This is a genomic window from Streptomyces sp. GDS52, from assembly GCF_052246875.1.
In the GTDB taxonomy this organism is placed as follows: domain Bacteria; phylum Actinomycetota; class Actinomycetes; order Streptomycetales; family Streptomycetaceae; genus Streptomyces; species Streptomyces cathayae.
Genome location: NZ_CM125966.1, coordinates 4,589,571 through 4,604,604, shown reverse-complemented (window position 1 = coordinate 4,604,604; position 15,034 = coordinate 4,589,571). Strand labels below are relative to the sequence as shown.

Sequence of the window (15,034 nt, the reverse complement as noted above, 5' to 3'; positions counted from 1 at the left end):
CCACCTGCCTGAATCCTCACCTGAGGGAGAAAAACAATGACCGACGACGCAGTGCGCCCCGCCGACCTGGTGACCGAGGAGGACCTCCGCCTCCTGCGGGAACTGAAGGTCAAGGACCGGCTGCACGACCTCGAGGTCGCCTACTGCCGCGGGATCGACCGGCGTGACGCCCAGCTGCTCAAATCGATCTACTTCGAGGACGCCTTCGTCCGCCTGGGCGACATGAAGGAGGGCGGGGTGGACGAGTGGGTGAACTGGATCATCGACGAGTTCAAGCCCCGCTTCGAGAACACCACCCACTACCTGCTGAACGAGTGGTACAAGGTGGACGGCAAGACCGCCGAGGGCGAGACCCACCGCCTCTCGTACCACCGGTTCGGGGACCCGTCACGCGAACTGATCGCCGCCAGCCGCACGTTCAACCGGTACGAGGAACGCGACGGCGTCTGGAAGATCACTTTCCGCGAGGTGATCCGGGACTGGATCCACGAACGCCCCGTGGACCGGGACCTGTTCACCGGTGGGTTCGCCATGGAGATGAGCGCACCCGGCCCCGAGGACAAGAGCTACCAGGTGCTCTCGATGTTCGGCCGCGGCCCACTGCAGCCCGAGTGACCCCTGGTCCCGTGTCCGGCGGCCCCGTATCCGGTGGTCTCGCATCCGGCCACCGCCCCGCCGACCGCGGGACGGGCCCCGTGAGGGAACCCCCACCACCATGAGCACCGATGGCCTCGCCCTTTCCCCCGGGGGCGAGGTCATCGGCTTCCCGGCGCCACCGCCGTGCCCACCCGCTGGGCCGCCTGTTCCCGAAGGGCCTGACGGGCACCTTGCGACACACGGGCTCCACAGCCACGGGAGCTGTTCCGCGGCCGTGGAGCCCGGCTGCTTACTCGGCCGGCTCGAACAGCCCGTCCCCTCATCGATAGTCTGCGTCCTCATGACGCGTGCTTGGATCCTGCCGGTGCTGCTGGTGCTCTGCGGCTCGGTTCTCTCAACCAGGCTTTTTTTCAAGGGGAGCCCCGGCACAGCCGCAGCACTCCTGCTGCTGTTCGCACTGTTCGCCTGTCTGAACTCGCCCCTGATCTTCCCGAGGTCGATCAGCGCGCTGGAGGCACAACGCCGCAGCGCGGCCGACGGCCGACCGATCGTCTTCTGGCGCCCGGGCTGCACGTACTGTCTGCGCCTGCGCATCCGCTTGGGCCGCAGCGCCCGTCGACTGCACTGGGTCGACATCTGGCGCGATCCGGCCGGAGCGGCGGCGGTACGGGAAGCCAACGACGGCAACGAGACCGTACCGACCGTCGTCGTGGCAGGCCGCCCGCACACCAACCCCGACCCCGCATGGGTACGCGAACAGCTCTCCCCTCCCGCGTGACCGGCAACGGCGCCCCGGAATCCGCCGACCACCCGGTGGGGCATCCTCAGCCCGGGGTGTCGGGCTCTCTGTCACCCGTGAACTCAGTCATCCCGAGCGCTCGAAGAAGCCCGCGTATCCGAGCCGGAGGATCCGCCCCACCGTCCGGTTCCACGAGCGCGTCATGCACCCCGGTCTGCAGCCAGTCGGCCTGGTTGTCGTCGGCCTCGGCAGCCGCGCGAACGATCAGCCTTATGGCCGCCACCGTCCCCACCCGGGTCAGAGCCTCTGCCGTCTGCCGGGTCACCGCCGTGTCCTCGGCGTCCAGCAGCAGCCCCATCAACGCCTCCGCAGCCTCAGGGACATCAGCGAAGGAAGCAAGCTCACGCCCGGCACGAGCCCGCTGCGACCACGAAGGAGACGACGCCTCGGCCAAGGCCGCCGCCGACCCACTCTTCTTCTCCGGCACGACCAGACAGTCTCACGCCCCCGAAGAAGGTCGGACCCCGGGCCGAAACGACCAGAAGCCCGAGTCAGTCGGCCACTCCCGCATGCCCCCAAGGCCGAGCGAGCGGCCGCACCCGTTTCTCGCCAGGCACGACGGATCAATCGTCGAGGTCTGTGGACCTGAACTGCGTTCAGAAACCGCTCGCATCTCAGCGAACCGTGGGCGCTGAAGTACCGGAGCAGCCGGCCGAGATCATCTGCCGATCTCGAACCGAGCCGCCCCTCTGCCCACCTCCCGTGATACACCGGGAAAATCACCGTGAAGCAAGCAGAGAGGACACCGTCCATGGGCCGACCGACGACCTCGACTCCGCTGCCGGGCGACACGAAGGTACTGGCCATCGGTCTGCATCCGAGTGCGCTCGACTACAGCCGGATGCCCGAGGGTGTCGACGAGGCGGCACTCACTGCCCGGATCGGGGCGGCGAACGCGGCGTTGCGCGAGGCGGGCTTCGATGCCGTTCCGTGCCTGATCGACGCTTCTCCGGACCACGCTGCGGAGACCGTCCGGGAGCAACTCCGGAAGCACACCTTCGGTTTGGCGATGATCGGCGGTGGCGTACGGATGCTGCCGGAGAACACCCTGCTGTTCGAGCGCCTGGTCAACGTCCTCACCGAGGAGGCGCCCTGGATCCGGCTGTGCTTCAACACGACGCCGGAGGACACGATCGAGGCACTGCGGCGATGGATCCAGGCGTAAACGAGAGGTGACCGGCCGTCAGCAGGGCCGGGGACCGGCGCAGTGGCCGCCGCACCGCCGCCGAGCTCGAGGAACGCCGGCGCGCGCTGAAGCACGTCAGCCTCAGCCGCATCGGCGAGATCACCCGCGCCGCCCTTGTCCTCGACAACCACTCGAAGTGATCTCCAGTGAGAGAACCTCAATGGGCGAGTCGAGCTCCATCGAGCGCGATCAGCAGCCGGTCAAAGCGGATCAAGTCCACGCAGGTGCCCGCCGTTGCCCCACGTAGATCCACGAAGCCGGGAACGTGGCCCGATTACGGCGGGCCGGGACCTTCCCTGTGCTCCGGGCGGCGCTGTCACCACTCGTCGTAGTCGCCGAGCACCCGGAAACTGCCCACGACGCCATCGTCGCCGAACAGGCTCCCGTGGACGGTACGGGTCACAACGCCATTGGTGGCGCCGTGGGGACCCACGGTGGCGACCGGAGCGCCGTTGTCACAGGTGAGGCCGCGGAAGACCTCGACAGTCCTTCGGCTGTCATTGAAAACATTGAAGCTGCTGGAGCCCAGTCCGCTGGCCGCAGTGACGCAGCCCTCAGCGGAGGCGGAGTACACACGTTCGTTGAAGTAGATCTTTCCCTCTTCCTTGTGGCCGTAGCCGCGTCCGCCGCCCTCACGGTCGCCGCCCTCACGGTCGCCGCCCTCACGGTCGCCGCCCTCGCGGTCGCGGCCCTCGTCCTTCTTCTCTCCGCTTGCGCTGCCGCCGTTCGCGGGAGCCGCGGCAGGGGCAGCTCGTTGGACAGGTTCGGCCGCCCGTTGGGCAGACGCGGCCGCCTGGTGGACAGACGGGGACGCCGGGGCGGATCCGGAGGTCGAGGCGTAGGTGATACCGGTGGCTGCAAGGACCGCCGCGCCTACTCCGGCAGCGGCCACAGCAAATGTGCGCGTGGGCATGTCACTTCTCTCTGTCGCACGGACGTCGGCCGGGCGACCGACCTGCGACGAACGTAACGAAGACCCTCATAGCTGGCACTTCAGACATGGTCAAGGTGTGACGCCATGGGGCCAGCCAGGGGAAAACGCAGCATTCACCGCATACCGGCGCGCCGATCCGAGCCGCGGGGCCTGTGGTGCTCAGCCCTCGCGTCGGCCGAGGGACCAGGTGAAGTGAAGGGCCGGGTCACTGAGCTGCCGCCGGCAACGGTCGGTGGCTGTGCGTGACCGTTTCATGCGGTGCGGTTCTTCTCGAAGTGGAACAGTTCCCGTCCCGGCGGAACAAGGGCGGGCAGACGGTCCGGTATCTGCAGCCGGCCCACAACGACTGGGACCCGGCCGTGGGACGTTCGCGTACGAAGGTGCTGCACTCCTTCGGGCGGGAGGACGAACTCGACCGCCAGGCGGTGCGCCGGCCGGCCGCCGCGCTCTCCCGGCTCCTCGATCCGGCATCGGCGCTGTCCGCGGCCGGCTCACAGGATCTGTCGCTGATCAGCTCTCCGTTGATCTTGATGAAGACCTCGTCCAGGTGCCACGTGTCCCCGGGCCGGGACCGCCGGCGGTGCAGCGCGCCGGCATGGGGCTGCCCGAACTTCTTACACCAGCGGCGCACTGTCTCGTGGGAGACGAGCGCACCGCGCTCGAGCATCGGTTCCTCGACCTCACGCGACTGACCGTTCCAGCACTCCGACCATGTGCACCGGCACTCGGGGACCGGCCGGCACACGCCCGCCACCCCGAACGCTCCGGCCGCCGCTCCCGGCCGGCTGACCCGCGAACGGCCGGAGCCGTTGCTCAGGGTCAGCGAGGGGTGAGGACGCAGAACTCGTTGCCCTCCGGGTCGGCCATGACCGTCCAGGGGACGTCGCCCTGACCCACGTCGGCGAGCGTCGCGCCGAGGCCCTTCAGACGCTCGACCAGCTCCGCCTGATGGGCGGTCGAGGTGGTGGCCAGATCGAGGTGCACCCGGTTCTTCATCGTTTTGGGTTCCGGGCGGGCGACGATGTCGATGCAGACGGCCACGGGGTCGGGGTAGGCGAAGCCCACGGGTTCGAGGTTGGTCACACCGGGCGCCTCACTGTCGACACCCCACCCGAGTGTCCCCCGGGGGCGAGGTCATCGGCTTCCCGGCGCCACCGCCCTCCCTGCCGCACACCGCACCTCCCCTCTCCTCCCCTCTACGGGGGAGACGGCTCCCCCGCACACGGGATCTTTCCACCGCGTCCGACGGCTGTACTGGAGGCACCCGACGCCAAGAGAAGGACACCCGATGCACCTCTGGACGAGACGACGCCTACTGCTCTCGACCGCCTCGGCGGCCTCGGCGGCCGGCCTCGCCGCGATGGCGTCCGCCCCGGCCCACGCCCTGACCGGGACACCTCCCGCACCCGCCGCCACCGACGACGACATCGTGCGCCGTCTGGGCTCCCTGCCGGGGGTACGGATCGTGGAGGAACGGCCGGACACCGCACCGGGACACCGCTTCTTCGTGCTCGGACTGCGCCAGCCGGTCGACCACACCGACCCCTCGGCCGGCACGTTCGAGCAGCGCCTCACCCTGCTCCACACGTCCGCCGAACGCCCCACCGTCCTGTTCACCACCGGGTACGGAGCCTCGCTCACCTCCCGGCTCACCGAACCGACCGTCCTCCTGGGCGGCAACCAGCTCCAGGTCGAGCACCGCTACTTCGGCACCTCACGCCCCAGCGCCCACGACTACTCCCACCTGACCATCCGCCAGGCCGCCGACGACCACCACCGCATCGTCCGCACCTTCCGCCGGCTCTACCGAGGCGCGTGGATCTCCACCGGTGGCAGCAAGGGCGGCATGGCGAGCGTGTACCACCGCCGCTTCCACCCCCACGACGTGGACGGCACCGTGGCCTACGCGGCCCCGAACAACGTCGACGACCGCGACGACTCCGCCTACCTCCGCTTCCTGGAGACCGTGGGCACGGCCGCCGACCGTGAGGCGATCAGGACCGCCCAGCGCCGGCTCCTGCTGCACCGCGCGGAACTGGTCGCCCGCTACGAGGCCGGGACGACCGCCGCCGGGGACACCTTCCGCATCGTCGGCAGCGCCGACAAGGCGTTCGAGATCGCCGTCCTGCGCGTCCCCTTCATGTTCTGGCAGAACGGCGGCAGCGCGGCGGACCTCGCCGCCGTCCCCGGCCCGGACGCCACCGCCGACCAGCTGTACACCTGGCTGGACGACACGGCGGGCCTGGCCCTCTACGCCGACGCGATCGCCCGCGTGTACATCCCGTACTGGTATCAGCTCGGCACCGAGATGGGCTATCTCGACGTCCCCACCGCCCACCTGGACGGCCTGCTGCGCCACCCGGGCGCCATCGAGCCGCGCTCCTTCGTCCCCCGCGACATCCCCCTGCGCTTCGACCCGGACGCGATGCCGGACATCGACCGCTGGGTCCGCCGCAGCGGCACCCGCCTGCTGTTCGTCAACGGCACGCAGGACCCCTCGACCGCCGAACCCTTCCCGCCCGGCCGCCACGACTCCCGCGTCCTGTGGGTCCCCGGCGCCAACCACCACACCACCATCGCCGACCTCCCCACCGCGGACCGCACCGAGGCCACCGCCATGCTCACCCGCTGGGCCGGCCGCGCTTGAGGGCCCTGAAGGAACTGGAGGCCCCAGCGGGGGGATCTCCTGCAACACGCGGGTTCCACAGCCGCGGGTCGACTCCCGCGGCTGTGGAACCCGGCTGCTCACTCGGCCCACCTGGCTTGCTCGGCTCGAACTCCTGACGAAATGAGGTGCTGCCGGCTCGACGTGGTCCGACGGCACCGTGCAGTCGTGCTGGTGTCACGACCCCAGAGGGCGAAGCTGGAGACGACTGGTGTCACCGCACGCGCAGCAGAGACCCGCGGCTTCCCGTCGGCGCTCTCGCACGGGTGGCAGCTGAAACCTGCTTGCGCAGTCGCCCGGCGAGCCGATGCTGCGCGGCCCTCGGCTCCCGGAAGCGGCTCGGAGCCGGGCGCGCGGTGCACCCGGCTCCCCGGGCCGGGACGCCGCCGTGACCGCGGGGGTCAGTGCTGGGTGTAGATGAAGCCGATCTTGTCGACCTCGTCGCCGGAGCGGCCGTGGAATCCGGCGATCCGCCAGCCGGAGGGCGCCGTGCGGGTGACACAGTCGGACGTGGGCGAACCGCCGGCCAGGGTGCGGCCGAGGTTCGTCGTGAACTTGGCGTGGAAGATCCGGGTGTGGCCGTCCTTCTTGGCCTGGCACAGGTACGCGGTGGTCACGTACTCGGTGCTGCCCAGCGTCAGCGAGGAGGCGGTGCCGCCGGAGCCGCCGTGGGCGAGCGTGGTGCCGTTGCCCAGGGTGATGCTCATCCGGTCGACGCGGGAGCCGGCGCGCAGGGCGATGGTGGTGGCGCGGGCCGACGCGGGGACGCTGTCGATGTCGTTGAAGTAGGTGCCGTGCGGGCCGCCGAACTGGTCGCTGAGCCGGAAGCCGGCGGTGCGCGACCAGGAGAACCCGACCGCGATCGGGGCGTGGTCGGAGAGCATGAGCCCGTCGCTGGTGAGGAACTCGGCGTGCTCGTTGTCGTAGGAGGTGGCGTTCAGTGACACGAGCTTGCTGCCGCGGTAGAGGATCTTGTCGACGACCTCGCACGTGTTGGGCACGGTGGGCTGCTTCTGGTCGCAGACGAGCGCGGCGCTGCCCTTGGCGGGAGGGGTGCCGCCGCGGATCAGCTCGACCCACGCGTCGGTGAGGCCGTTGGCGGAGGCGAACTCGGCGATGGTGTCGCCGGAGCGGGTGTAGCGGGTGTTCGTGTCGCCCATGACGACGACCGCGTTGCCGGCGGAGTGGCTCTTGATGAAGGCGGTGAGCTGGTTGAGGTTGTCCGCGCGGGAGGCGAGGTCGCCGTCGCTGGTCCCGGCGTTGGTGTGGACGTTGTAGAAGTCGACGTAGACGCCCTCGGCAAGCCGCTCGCGCATGAAGGTGAAGCCCTTGGGGGTCAGGCAGTCACCCGAGTCGAACTGGCAGGAGTTCCAGCGCACCCGCTCGAAGTCGTCCACGTCGTAGGAGACCTTCGACAGGGTGTTGAGTCCGCTGCCGATACCGGCACCGCCGCTGGTCGGGGTGCGGTGGGCGTGCGCGGTGTCGGCCGCGTAGAGGTGGGCGTGGTAGTTGAAGTCCTCCTGCACATGGACGATGTCGTACGGCGCGATCCGACGGCCGATCTCCGGGGTGCTGGACCCACGGGGCGTCGGGGCGCTGGAGAGACTCCCGGGCAGGCCGGCGACGTTGTAGCTGAGCACGCTGAACGTGCCCGAGTCGGCGGCCGACGCGGAGGGTGCGGCGGCGGTGAGCCCGCCGAGGGTGGCGGCGGCCGCCAGACAGGCGAGGAGTCTTCGCATGGGGGAGCATCTCCTGGGGGTGCGTGCAGCAGGTGGGGGGCATGCGGAGCCGCAGAGTACATGTCAAACGTGGCGGCAAAGACTCATGAGTCCCCATCTCTCTTGTGAACCGCTTGGACACCATTCACGGGCTTCTCGGCCGACCCTTTGCCCGTTCGTCGACTTGGCTGACCACCGGGGCAGTTGAGCGTCGTCCCCGGCTCCGGTCGCGGGGACCACCGGCCCGCCGCGCACGCGCGGCGGGCCGGTGGTCCGGTGGTCCGGGCGGCGTCCGTCCGTTCGGCCGTCGTCCCCCTGTCCGTTCGCGCCGAGGGTCAGGCGCAGGCGCTTCCGTTGAGGGTGAAGGCCGTGGGGGAGGGATTGCTTCCGCTGAGCGACCCCTGGACGCCGAAACTCGCCGTCCCCCCGGCCGCGATCACCCGGTTCCAGTCCGCGTTGCGGGCGACGACGGCGGTGCCGCTCTGGGTGACGGTCGCGTTCCAGGTGCTGGTGACGCGCTGGCCGCCCGCGTAGCTCCACCCCAGCTGCCACCCGTCCACGGCGGCCGAGCCGGTGTTCTTGACGGTCACCGTCGCGGTGAACCCGTCGCTCCAGGCGTTGTCCACCGTGTACGTCACCGCGCAGGCCGCGGTGGGTTCCTCGCCGGTGGACGTCCGCTCGGCGACGTAGGCGGCGAGCCAGGCCAGCGGGGCGTTCCAGTTGACCGCCACCTCGTTGGTGGAGTACGAGCCGATGTCATCGACGTAGCACGCGGCGGGCGCGCAGCCGGCCAGCCTTTCCTCCGCCACCGGGTCCTGCAGGGCGCTGTTCGGGCCGCCCGCGAGCGAACCCGCCGGCGGGTTGGGCAGCGAGGCGTCCGCCTGGTGCGCCCAGAAGCGGTGATGCTGGTTGCGCGAGGACGTCTCGCCGTAGCCGGTGACGTAGGACTGCCCGAGGGCGTTGCGGCCGAGCAGGTAGTCCATCGCCTCGAGCACCCCGGCGCGGTAGCGCCCGGCACCGGTCAGCTCACCGGCGACGGCCATGACGATCGCGTTGTTGGCGAGTTCGCTGTTGGAGCCCCAGAAGTACCCGTCCGTGGGGATGGGCATCCCGTAACCCTGTCCGGCCATCGTGGACAGGTGGCTGTCGGCGGCCGAGGTCACCGAGGAGCGGATGCGGGTCAGGTCGGCGGCGGGCAGCCCGTTGGGCACGGTGGCCAGGGTGAGCCGGCCGAGCGCGGCCGTGTCCGCCCAGCCGAAGCCGTACCGGGTGAAGGCGCCGGTGGAAGTGTGCCAGGTCGAGGAGGTGACCGCGTCCCGGTAGGCGCTCTCGCCGGTCGTCGCGTACAACTCGGCGGCCGCCCAGTAGAACTCGTCGCTCACCTGGGTGTCGCCGTAGGCCCCGCCACCCGTGCTGTCCGAATCCGGCGCGTAGAGGGCCGGATCGGCCCGCGCCGCCGTCCATGCCTTGCGGGCGGCCGCCAGGCAGCGGTCGGCGAACGCGGCGTCGTACGGCCGGTAGACGCGGGCGCACTGCGCGGCGCTCGCCGCGAGGTTCAGGGTCGCCGCCGTGGACGGGCGGTGCAGCTCACGGACCTGGTCGTCCTGCTCGGGGCGGGTCGGTATTCCGGTCCAGACCGCGTCGTGCACCTTGTGGAACGCCATGCCCGCGTACGGCTTGCCGTCGGGCACCTGCATCCGCATCAGGAAGTCCAGCTCCCAGCGCGCCTCGTCCAGGACGTCCGGCACGCCGTTGCCGCGCTCGGGGACGCGCAGGGTCGAGTCGCCCAGCGCCGCGTCGGTGCCCGCACGCCTGGCCCGCTCGAAGGAACTGACGACGAGCCAGGTGGAGATGCCCCCGTTGACCACGTACTTGCCATGGTCGCCCGCGTCGTACCAGCCGCCCCTGACGTCCCGGGTGTAGTCGCAGACCCCGGACTGGCAGGGGACGGAGGTGTCGCCCTTGTTCGGCGCCACGCCGAGGTGCCCGGCCGGGCGCGCGTAGGCGGAGCCCACCAGGGAGGATTCGATGGCGATGCCGCTGCGCTGGTGGTAGAAGAACGCCATCGCGTCCGAGCGCAGGCCGTCGTAGAGGTCGGCGCGGATGTCGAACGGGTCGCTGTTGCTGCCGTCCACCGTCAGGACGTACCCCGACCCCGTTTCCCGGTGCGAGGAGAAGTCGGCCACCTGGACGGACTGCCCGGAGGCCTGGTCCGCGCCGTGCGGGACGGTCGAACCGGAGGCGACCAGCGTGCCGGACGCGGTGCGCAACCGCCAGGTGAGCGCCTGCGACGACGTGGTGACGACGGTGGCGCGCTTGGGGCCGTCCGGCAGATAACCGACCTGATTGACGCGGACGGCCGTGGTCGCCGCCGCGGCGGCGGGGAGTCCCGCCGCGGCCGGCGCGGTCAGCAGACCGCCGACGAGGAGTGAACTGGCCAGTAGGACTGCGGAGAGGGTTCTGCGCCTGCGTAACGACACGGAGGTGGGCATGAGCGGCTCCTGAGTCACTGCGGGGGGCTCCCGGATGCTGGGAGCGCTCCCATGGTGGACCTGCCGGGGTGCGAGTTCAAGAGCGGGAGAAGGGGGCCTGCCGCGCCCCCGCCCTCCGTGTGCCGTGCCGCTCCGTCCCGTGTCGCTCACCAGCCGTCGACGCGGGTGGCGGTGGTGCCGAGGATCCGTCTTCGCCCCTGGCACGTCCTCGACGCGAGCGGGGGCCGGTGCGCGGTGCGGCCTCCGGTGAGCCGCGTCCGGGGGTTCGGTGCGGCGCGCGACCGGCGTGTCCTGGGCCGCCTCGGCGGGGTCGGGGGTCTCCGGATCCTGCCCGGGGGCGAAGCCGGACTGCGCGGCGGCGATCGTCCGGGAGCAACTCCAGAAGCACACGTTCGGTTTGGCGATGATCGGCGGTGGCATACGGATGCTGCCGGAGAACACCCTGCTGTTCGAGCGTCTGGTCAACGTCCTCACCGAGGAGGCGCCCTGGATCCGGCTGTGCTTCAACACGCCACCGGAGGACACGATCGAGTCACTGAGGCGCTGGCTGCAGGCATAGACGCGGTGTGTCCGGCTGTCAGCAGGGTCGGGAACCGGCGCGATGGCTGCTGCTCCGTTTCCAGCCCCCGACCCTGCCGAACACCAACCGCTGGCTCCGCCTCCGCGGCATCCGCCGTCTGCACCGGATCGACAGCCGGCGTGCTTCGGCTGGAGTGGCGACGGTAAAGAAGGCCGCCGGCCGCAAGCGGAACCTGTCTGGTCGGACGCCTTCCCGTAACCTCACGGCCTGTGAAGATCACACGGTTGATACGGGGCCGCTCACGGGAAGTGGCCGCCTTGGAACGCCTCAGTCAGCTATGTCAGGAAGACAAGTACGAGGAGGCCGAGGCCGGAGCCCGGGCGCTCGAGGCGGCATCGAGGCGTCTGAGCAGGCGAGGTCGGGGAACTGCTGTGGCATGGCACGCCAGGGCCGTGGCCACGGCTGCGGCCTGTGCCCACGGGCGCGGGGCGCAGGTGCTGGCCGAGCTGGAATCCCTCACGGCAGAACTGAACGGAATGGTCGGTCCCGGAAGGGAGCTGCTGCTGATGGTCCGGAGCAACCACATGATGGCTCTCAACCAGGAGGGGCGCCACGAAGAGGCGGAGGCCGAAGGGCTGGAAGTACTGCGCGACCTGACCCGCCTCAAGCATCTGGTACCGGTGTGGGGCATCGAATTGTGCGTGCTGGACAACCTGGTCGACGCCCTGTGCGGGCAGGCCCGCTACGAGGAGGCCGAGGCCATCGCCCGAGGGAATCTGCCCCGAGCCGAAGGGAGCATGGTCGCTGCTCTGCACTGCGGCCTGGTACGCAGCCTGAACGGGCAGGGGCGGTACCGGGAAGCGCTCACCGAGGCGCGCCGACTCACCCCGCCTGGGTATCGGAGCCAGAGCGGGAGTCTGGGGATGGGCACGGCCGTTGCCCTCCATGCCCTGGGGCACCGGAGCGAGGCGGAAGCTGCGGCCCGTGAGGCACTGGCCGACTGCGAGCGGTCTCTGCATCCGGACCACCCTCGTATCCGGGAAGCCCGCATGCTGCTGACCCGTATCACCGCCGACGACCCACCGGCGCCGACAGCCGAAGAGACCGCACGCGGCTGACCGTTCCAGCATTCCAACCATGCGCGCCGACACCCGAGGACCGGCCGACACATGCTTCCTCCGTCCACTTCGGCCCGCCGAGGAAATCCGCGACCAGCAGGCGCTCACCCTTAACGAGGCATACGCCCGCCACCCTGAACGCGCCGGCCTCCGCTCCCGGCCGGCTGACCCGCGAACGGCCGGAGCCGTTGCTCAAGGTCAGCGAGGGGTGAGGAGGCAGAACTCGTTGCCCTCCGGGTCGACCAGGATCCTCCAGGAGATCACGGACTGGTCGATGCCGGGGTCGGTGGCGCCCAGGGCGCGCAGCCGCGCTTCCTCTGCTGCCGGGTCGTCACCGGGGTAGGGACGGACGTCGAGGTGGACGCGGTTCCACCCGCTCTTGGTGTCGGGGGTGCGGAGGAACTCCAGGTAGGGGCCGACGCCCTGGGCGGAGCGCATGGTCGCGTGGTCGTCGGTGACCTCGTGCGGCGTCCAGTCCATCGCCTCGCCCCAGAAACGGGCCATCGCCCGCGGGTCGGTGCAGTCGACCACCACCGCGGCGATCGGCCCGGTGTCCCGGTAGACCGGGCGGGGCTCCAGGACGCAGAACTCGTTGCCCTCCGGGTCGGCCATGACCGTCCAGGGGACGTCGCCCTGACCCACGTCGGCGAGCGTCGCGCCGAGGCCCTTCAGACGCTCGACCAGCTCCGCCTGATGGGCGGTCGAGGTGGTGGCCAGATCGAGGTGCACCCGGTTCTTCATCGTTTTGGGTTCCGGGCGGGCGACGATGTCGATGCAGACGGCCACGGGGTCGGGGTAGGCGAAGCCCACGGGTTCGAGGTTGGTCACACCGGGCGCCTCGCTGTCGACACCCCACCCGAGTACCTCCGCCCAGAACCGGCCGAGCACGGAGTCGTCCCGGGCCTTCATGTTGATCTGCACGAGTCTCGTTGCCATGTGCAGATCATAGAAGCCGCCACCGGACCGAACCACCGCGATCAGACATGTGCCCGGCCCGGCGCTGACCATCGTCACCCCCGTCGAGACCGTGCGAGTCCTTGGACGTGTGGACCGACGACGAGACGGTGGCCGCCGACCGCAGCAGAGGTCCCACACGCCACGGACAAGGGATCCGGACCCGTCCTCGGACCCGGACCCCTCACCGCGTGCTGCTCCTCGCTAAACCGCTCGGCGCGCCGGGTGGAAGTTGATGCGTTCGCTGACCACGGGGAAGCCGGCCTTGGCGAAGTTCGCAGCCATGGGGAAGTTGCCCTGGTCGGTCCCTCCGCCGATGAACTCCGCGCCCTGTTCGACGAGGAAGTGGGTGCACTCCGCGAGGAGGTCGTAGGCATAGCCGTGACCACGCTGTTCCGGAACGACTCCGATGAAGCCGATGGTCGGGCCGGAAGGGTTGTGAGCCGGGACGTGGATGCCGGCCAGGTCGCCCTCCGGCGTGTACGCGATCTGCCACCACTCCCGTGGGGAGGGGCACCAGTGGAAGAAGTCGAGTTCCTCCTGGGCGGCCTGGTCGAGGCCGCCCTCCTCGATGGCCCTGAGCGCGTGGGCGTCCAGGGTGACGGAGTGGATGCGGCGCAACGCGTCGAAGAACACGGTGTCGTCGGGTTCGGCACTGAAGCGCAGGCGTCCGGGCCGCTCGGGCAGACCTCGTTCCGGGGTCCAGCGGTACAGGAAGCGTTCCACCAGGAGTTCGTACCCGGCGGCCCGTGCGGCGGCGAACCGTGCCTCGGCGGCGGCGCGCAGGCCGGGCTCGTCCCGCCAGCCGGCAGGCAGGTTGATCTCGAGTTCGACCTGCCAGGGGGCGGAGCGCAGGAGTTCGGCCCCCGCCTCCTCCTCGCCCTCGGCCACGTCGAACCAGTTGATGTTGAGGGGCTCCGGGTCGTCGGGGCCGCCCCACCACGCGCCGCGTGCGACGACCTCGCCGTCGCGCAGGGCGACGCGCATCCAGTCGGGGCGGAACCGGGTGCGCCGGTGGCCTTCACGGGCGCCCAGCGGGTCGGGGAGTCGGTCGAAGAGACGGGCGTCGCTCGCGGAGAGCGCGCGGATGACCGGATCGGTCATGGATTCCTCCGGGATACAGGCTGCTCGGAGCGCTCCCGGTCAGAAGTGACGAACCACGCCGGGACAGCGGAAGAGGGAGCGCTGGAAAGGTGTGAACCGCACGGCACTCGCCTCCTTCCATCCGTCTCAGGGCGTGGAGCCACACCGTACGCGTTCTTCCCCGGGCCCGCCCATGGATTTCCGCGGCCCTGGGAGGGACGGGTCCGCGGGACGACGCAGAGCGCACACCGAGCGTCGCACCTGCCGGAACTCGCCGACCGAACCGCTCGATCATGTCCGGGCTGCTTGCCTCCGGTGGGACCGGTCGAGCCGGGGCGATGCGCGCACAACCGGACCACCGGACAGCGCGAACACCGGGGCGCCGGCAGACCCGCACCTCGCGCTCAACCGCCTTGCCCTCCCTACAACTGGTCTCCCATGCCGGGTAGTTCCGGAGGATGCTCCCCGCCACCGTCCTTGATGTCCTGCTCGCAGGTTCGTCCGTCGTAGGACTGGTCGTTGGGGATGAACAGCACTTCAGCAACCTGCTCAGGGTGCTCGACGGCAAGCCATTCGTCGCCCGTGAGGGGATCGTCGGCCGGTCCAAACGCCTGGTACGAGTAAACCGTCTGACACCCCAACACCACGCGCTCCTTGTCGACCGCGCAGACGTCCACTGCAGGGCCGGAATATTCGTCGGCGCCGTCGAAGCGGAAGCGGAAGCGGACCTGGTCGCCTTCGGAGGGCACTTGCGGGTGGGGCTCAAGACTCCAGCCAACGACCTCGGCGGTGACGCCGAGAGGCCGCCCCGACGTGCCCTCGACCTGCACCCTCACACCGGCCTCACCGCGCTCCGCCGTCGTGTCGGTGCAGCTCCAGAGAAAAGAGCAGCCGGACAGGGAGAGGATCACCAGAACCAACGGGGCACCGACAAGTACCCGTGCGGGTAAAACTGAGTTGACCTCCGG

General features: G+C 70.2%; 13 protein-coding genes and 3 pseudogenes. 7 read left to right on the top strand and 9 right to left on the bottom strand.

Translation table 11 applies throughout. From position 1 onward, the window contains the following. Positions 1–36 precede the first annotated feature (36 nt). Both ACTWJ9_RS21075 and ACTWJ9_RS21070 read left to right on the top strand, forming a co-directional pair. Positions 37–615, top strand: coding sequence for a nuclear transport factor 2 family protein (locus tag ACTWJ9_RS21075; protein ID WP_443294601.1), 579 nt, complete (start codon positions 37–39; stop codon positions 613–615). Positions 616–937: 322 nt separating this feature from the next. After that, positions 938–1,375, top strand: coding sequence for a glutaredoxin domain-containing protein (locus ACTWJ9_RS21070; RefSeq protein WP_279335796.1), 438 nt, complete (start codon positions 938–940; stop codon positions 1,373–1,375). Between the two features lie 46 nt (positions 1,376–1,421). On the opposite strand, the gene ACTWJ9_RS21065 is transcribed toward ACTWJ9_RS21070, so the two are convergent. Then, a complete protein-coding gene (locus ACTWJ9_RS21065; protein WP_388702404.1) occupies positions 1,422–1,823 on the bottom strand; it encodes a HEAT repeat domain-containing protein in 402 nt (133 codons plus the stop codon). A gap of 324 nt (positions 1,824–2,147) precedes the next feature. On the opposite strand from ACTWJ9_RS21065, the gene ACTWJ9_RS21060 reads away from it, so the two are divergent. Beyond that, positions 2,148–2,561, top strand: coding sequence for a hypothetical protein (locus ACTWJ9_RS21060; protein WP_443294600.1), 414 nt, complete (start codon positions 2,148–2,150; stop codon positions 2,559–2,561). A 337-nt stretch (positions 2,562–2,898) separates the two neighbouring features. Here ACTWJ9_RS21060 and ACTWJ9_RS21055 read toward each other — a convergent pair whose 3' ends face one another. Further along, positions 2,899–3,495 (bottom strand): hypothetical protein, encoded by a 597-nt coding sequence (locus tag ACTWJ9_RS21055; RefSeq protein ID WP_443294599.1) that lies wholly within the window; start codon positions 3,493–3,495, stop codon positions 2,899–2,901. Between the two features lie 296 nt (positions 3,496–3,791). On the opposite strand from ACTWJ9_RS21055, the pseudogene ACTWJ9_RS21050 reads away from it, so the two are divergent. After that, positions 3,792–4,034, top strand: a pseudogene (locus ACTWJ9_RS21050) (IS1634 family transposase); the annotation flags it as partial. Here the strand turns inward: ACTWJ9_RS21050 and ACTWJ9_RS21045 are convergent. Both ACTWJ9_RS21045 and ACTWJ9_RS21040 read right to left on the bottom strand, forming a co-directional pair. Further along, a pseudogene (locus ACTWJ9_RS21045) lies at positions 4,031–4,201 on the bottom strand (IS6 family transposase); the annotation flags it as partial. The pseudogenes ACTWJ9_RS21050 and ACTWJ9_RS21045 overlap by 4 nt on opposite strands. Before the next feature lie 137 nt (positions 4,202–4,338). Beyond that, a pseudogene (locus ACTWJ9_RS21040) lies at positions 4,339–4,632 on the bottom strand (VOC family protein); the annotation flags it as partial. Between the two features lie 172 nt (positions 4,633–4,804). Between ACTWJ9_RS21040 and ACTWJ9_RS21035 the strand changes: the two are divergent. Further along, the gene (locus ACTWJ9_RS21035) at positions 4,805–6,163 is read left to right on the top strand and encodes a S28 family serine protease (protein ID WP_443294598.1); all 1,359 of its coding nucleotides are present in this window, start codon (positions 4,805–4,807) and stop codon (positions 6,161–6,163) included. Between the two features lie 419 nt (positions 6,164–6,582). Here ACTWJ9_RS21035 and ACTWJ9_RS21030 read toward each other — a convergent pair whose 3' ends face one another. Then, a complete protein-coding gene (locus ACTWJ9_RS21030; RefSeq protein WP_279335793.1) occupies positions 6,583–7,920 on the bottom strand; it encodes a jacalin-like lectin in 1,338 nt (445 codons plus the stop codon). Positions 7,921–8,234: 314 nt separating this feature from the next. Beyond that, entirely contained in the window at positions 8,235–10,391 is a 2,157-nt protein-coding gene (locus ACTWJ9_RS21025; RefSeq protein WP_443294597.1) for a glycoside hydrolase family 9 protein, read from the bottom strand. A 268-nt stretch (positions 10,392–10,659) separates the two neighbouring features. On the opposite strand from ACTWJ9_RS21025, the gene ACTWJ9_RS21020 reads away from it, so the two are divergent. Continuing rightward, positions 10,660–10,950 carry a hypothetical protein gene (locus ACTWJ9_RS21020; protein ID WP_443294596.1) on the top strand — a complete coding sequence of 97 codons (291 nt, stop codon included), beginning with the start codon at positions 10,660–10,662 and terminating at the stop codon, positions 10,948–10,950. 413 nt (positions 10,951–11,363) lie between these two features. After that, complete coding sequence (locus ACTWJ9_RS21015; protein ID WP_387039388.1) at positions 11,364–12,029, top strand: tetratricopeptide repeat protein; 666 nt, start codon at positions 11,364–11,366, stop codon at positions 12,027–12,029. Between the two features lie 198 nt (positions 12,030–12,227). Here ACTWJ9_RS21015 and ACTWJ9_RS21010 read toward each other — a convergent pair whose 3' ends face one another. The 3 genes from ACTWJ9_RS21010 to ACTWJ9_RS21000 form a co-directional block, all read right to left on the bottom strand. After that, complete coding sequence (locus ACTWJ9_RS21010; protein WP_443294595.1) at positions 12,228–12,965, bottom strand: VOC family protein; 738 nt, start codon at positions 12,963–12,965, stop codon at positions 12,228–12,230. Between the two features lie 222 nt (positions 12,966–13,187). After that, positions 13,188–14,087, bottom strand: coding sequence for a GNAT family N-acetyltransferase (locus ACTWJ9_RS21005; protein WP_443294594.1), 900 nt, complete (start codon positions 14,085–14,087; stop codon positions 13,188–13,190). Between the two features lie 401 nt (positions 14,088–14,488). Further along, on the bottom strand, positions 14,489–14,977 hold the full coding sequence (locus ACTWJ9_RS21000) for a hypothetical protein (protein WP_443295907.1): 489 nt from the start codon (positions 14,975–14,977) through the stop codon (positions 14,489–14,491). Positions 14,978–15,034 lie beyond the last annotated feature (57 nt).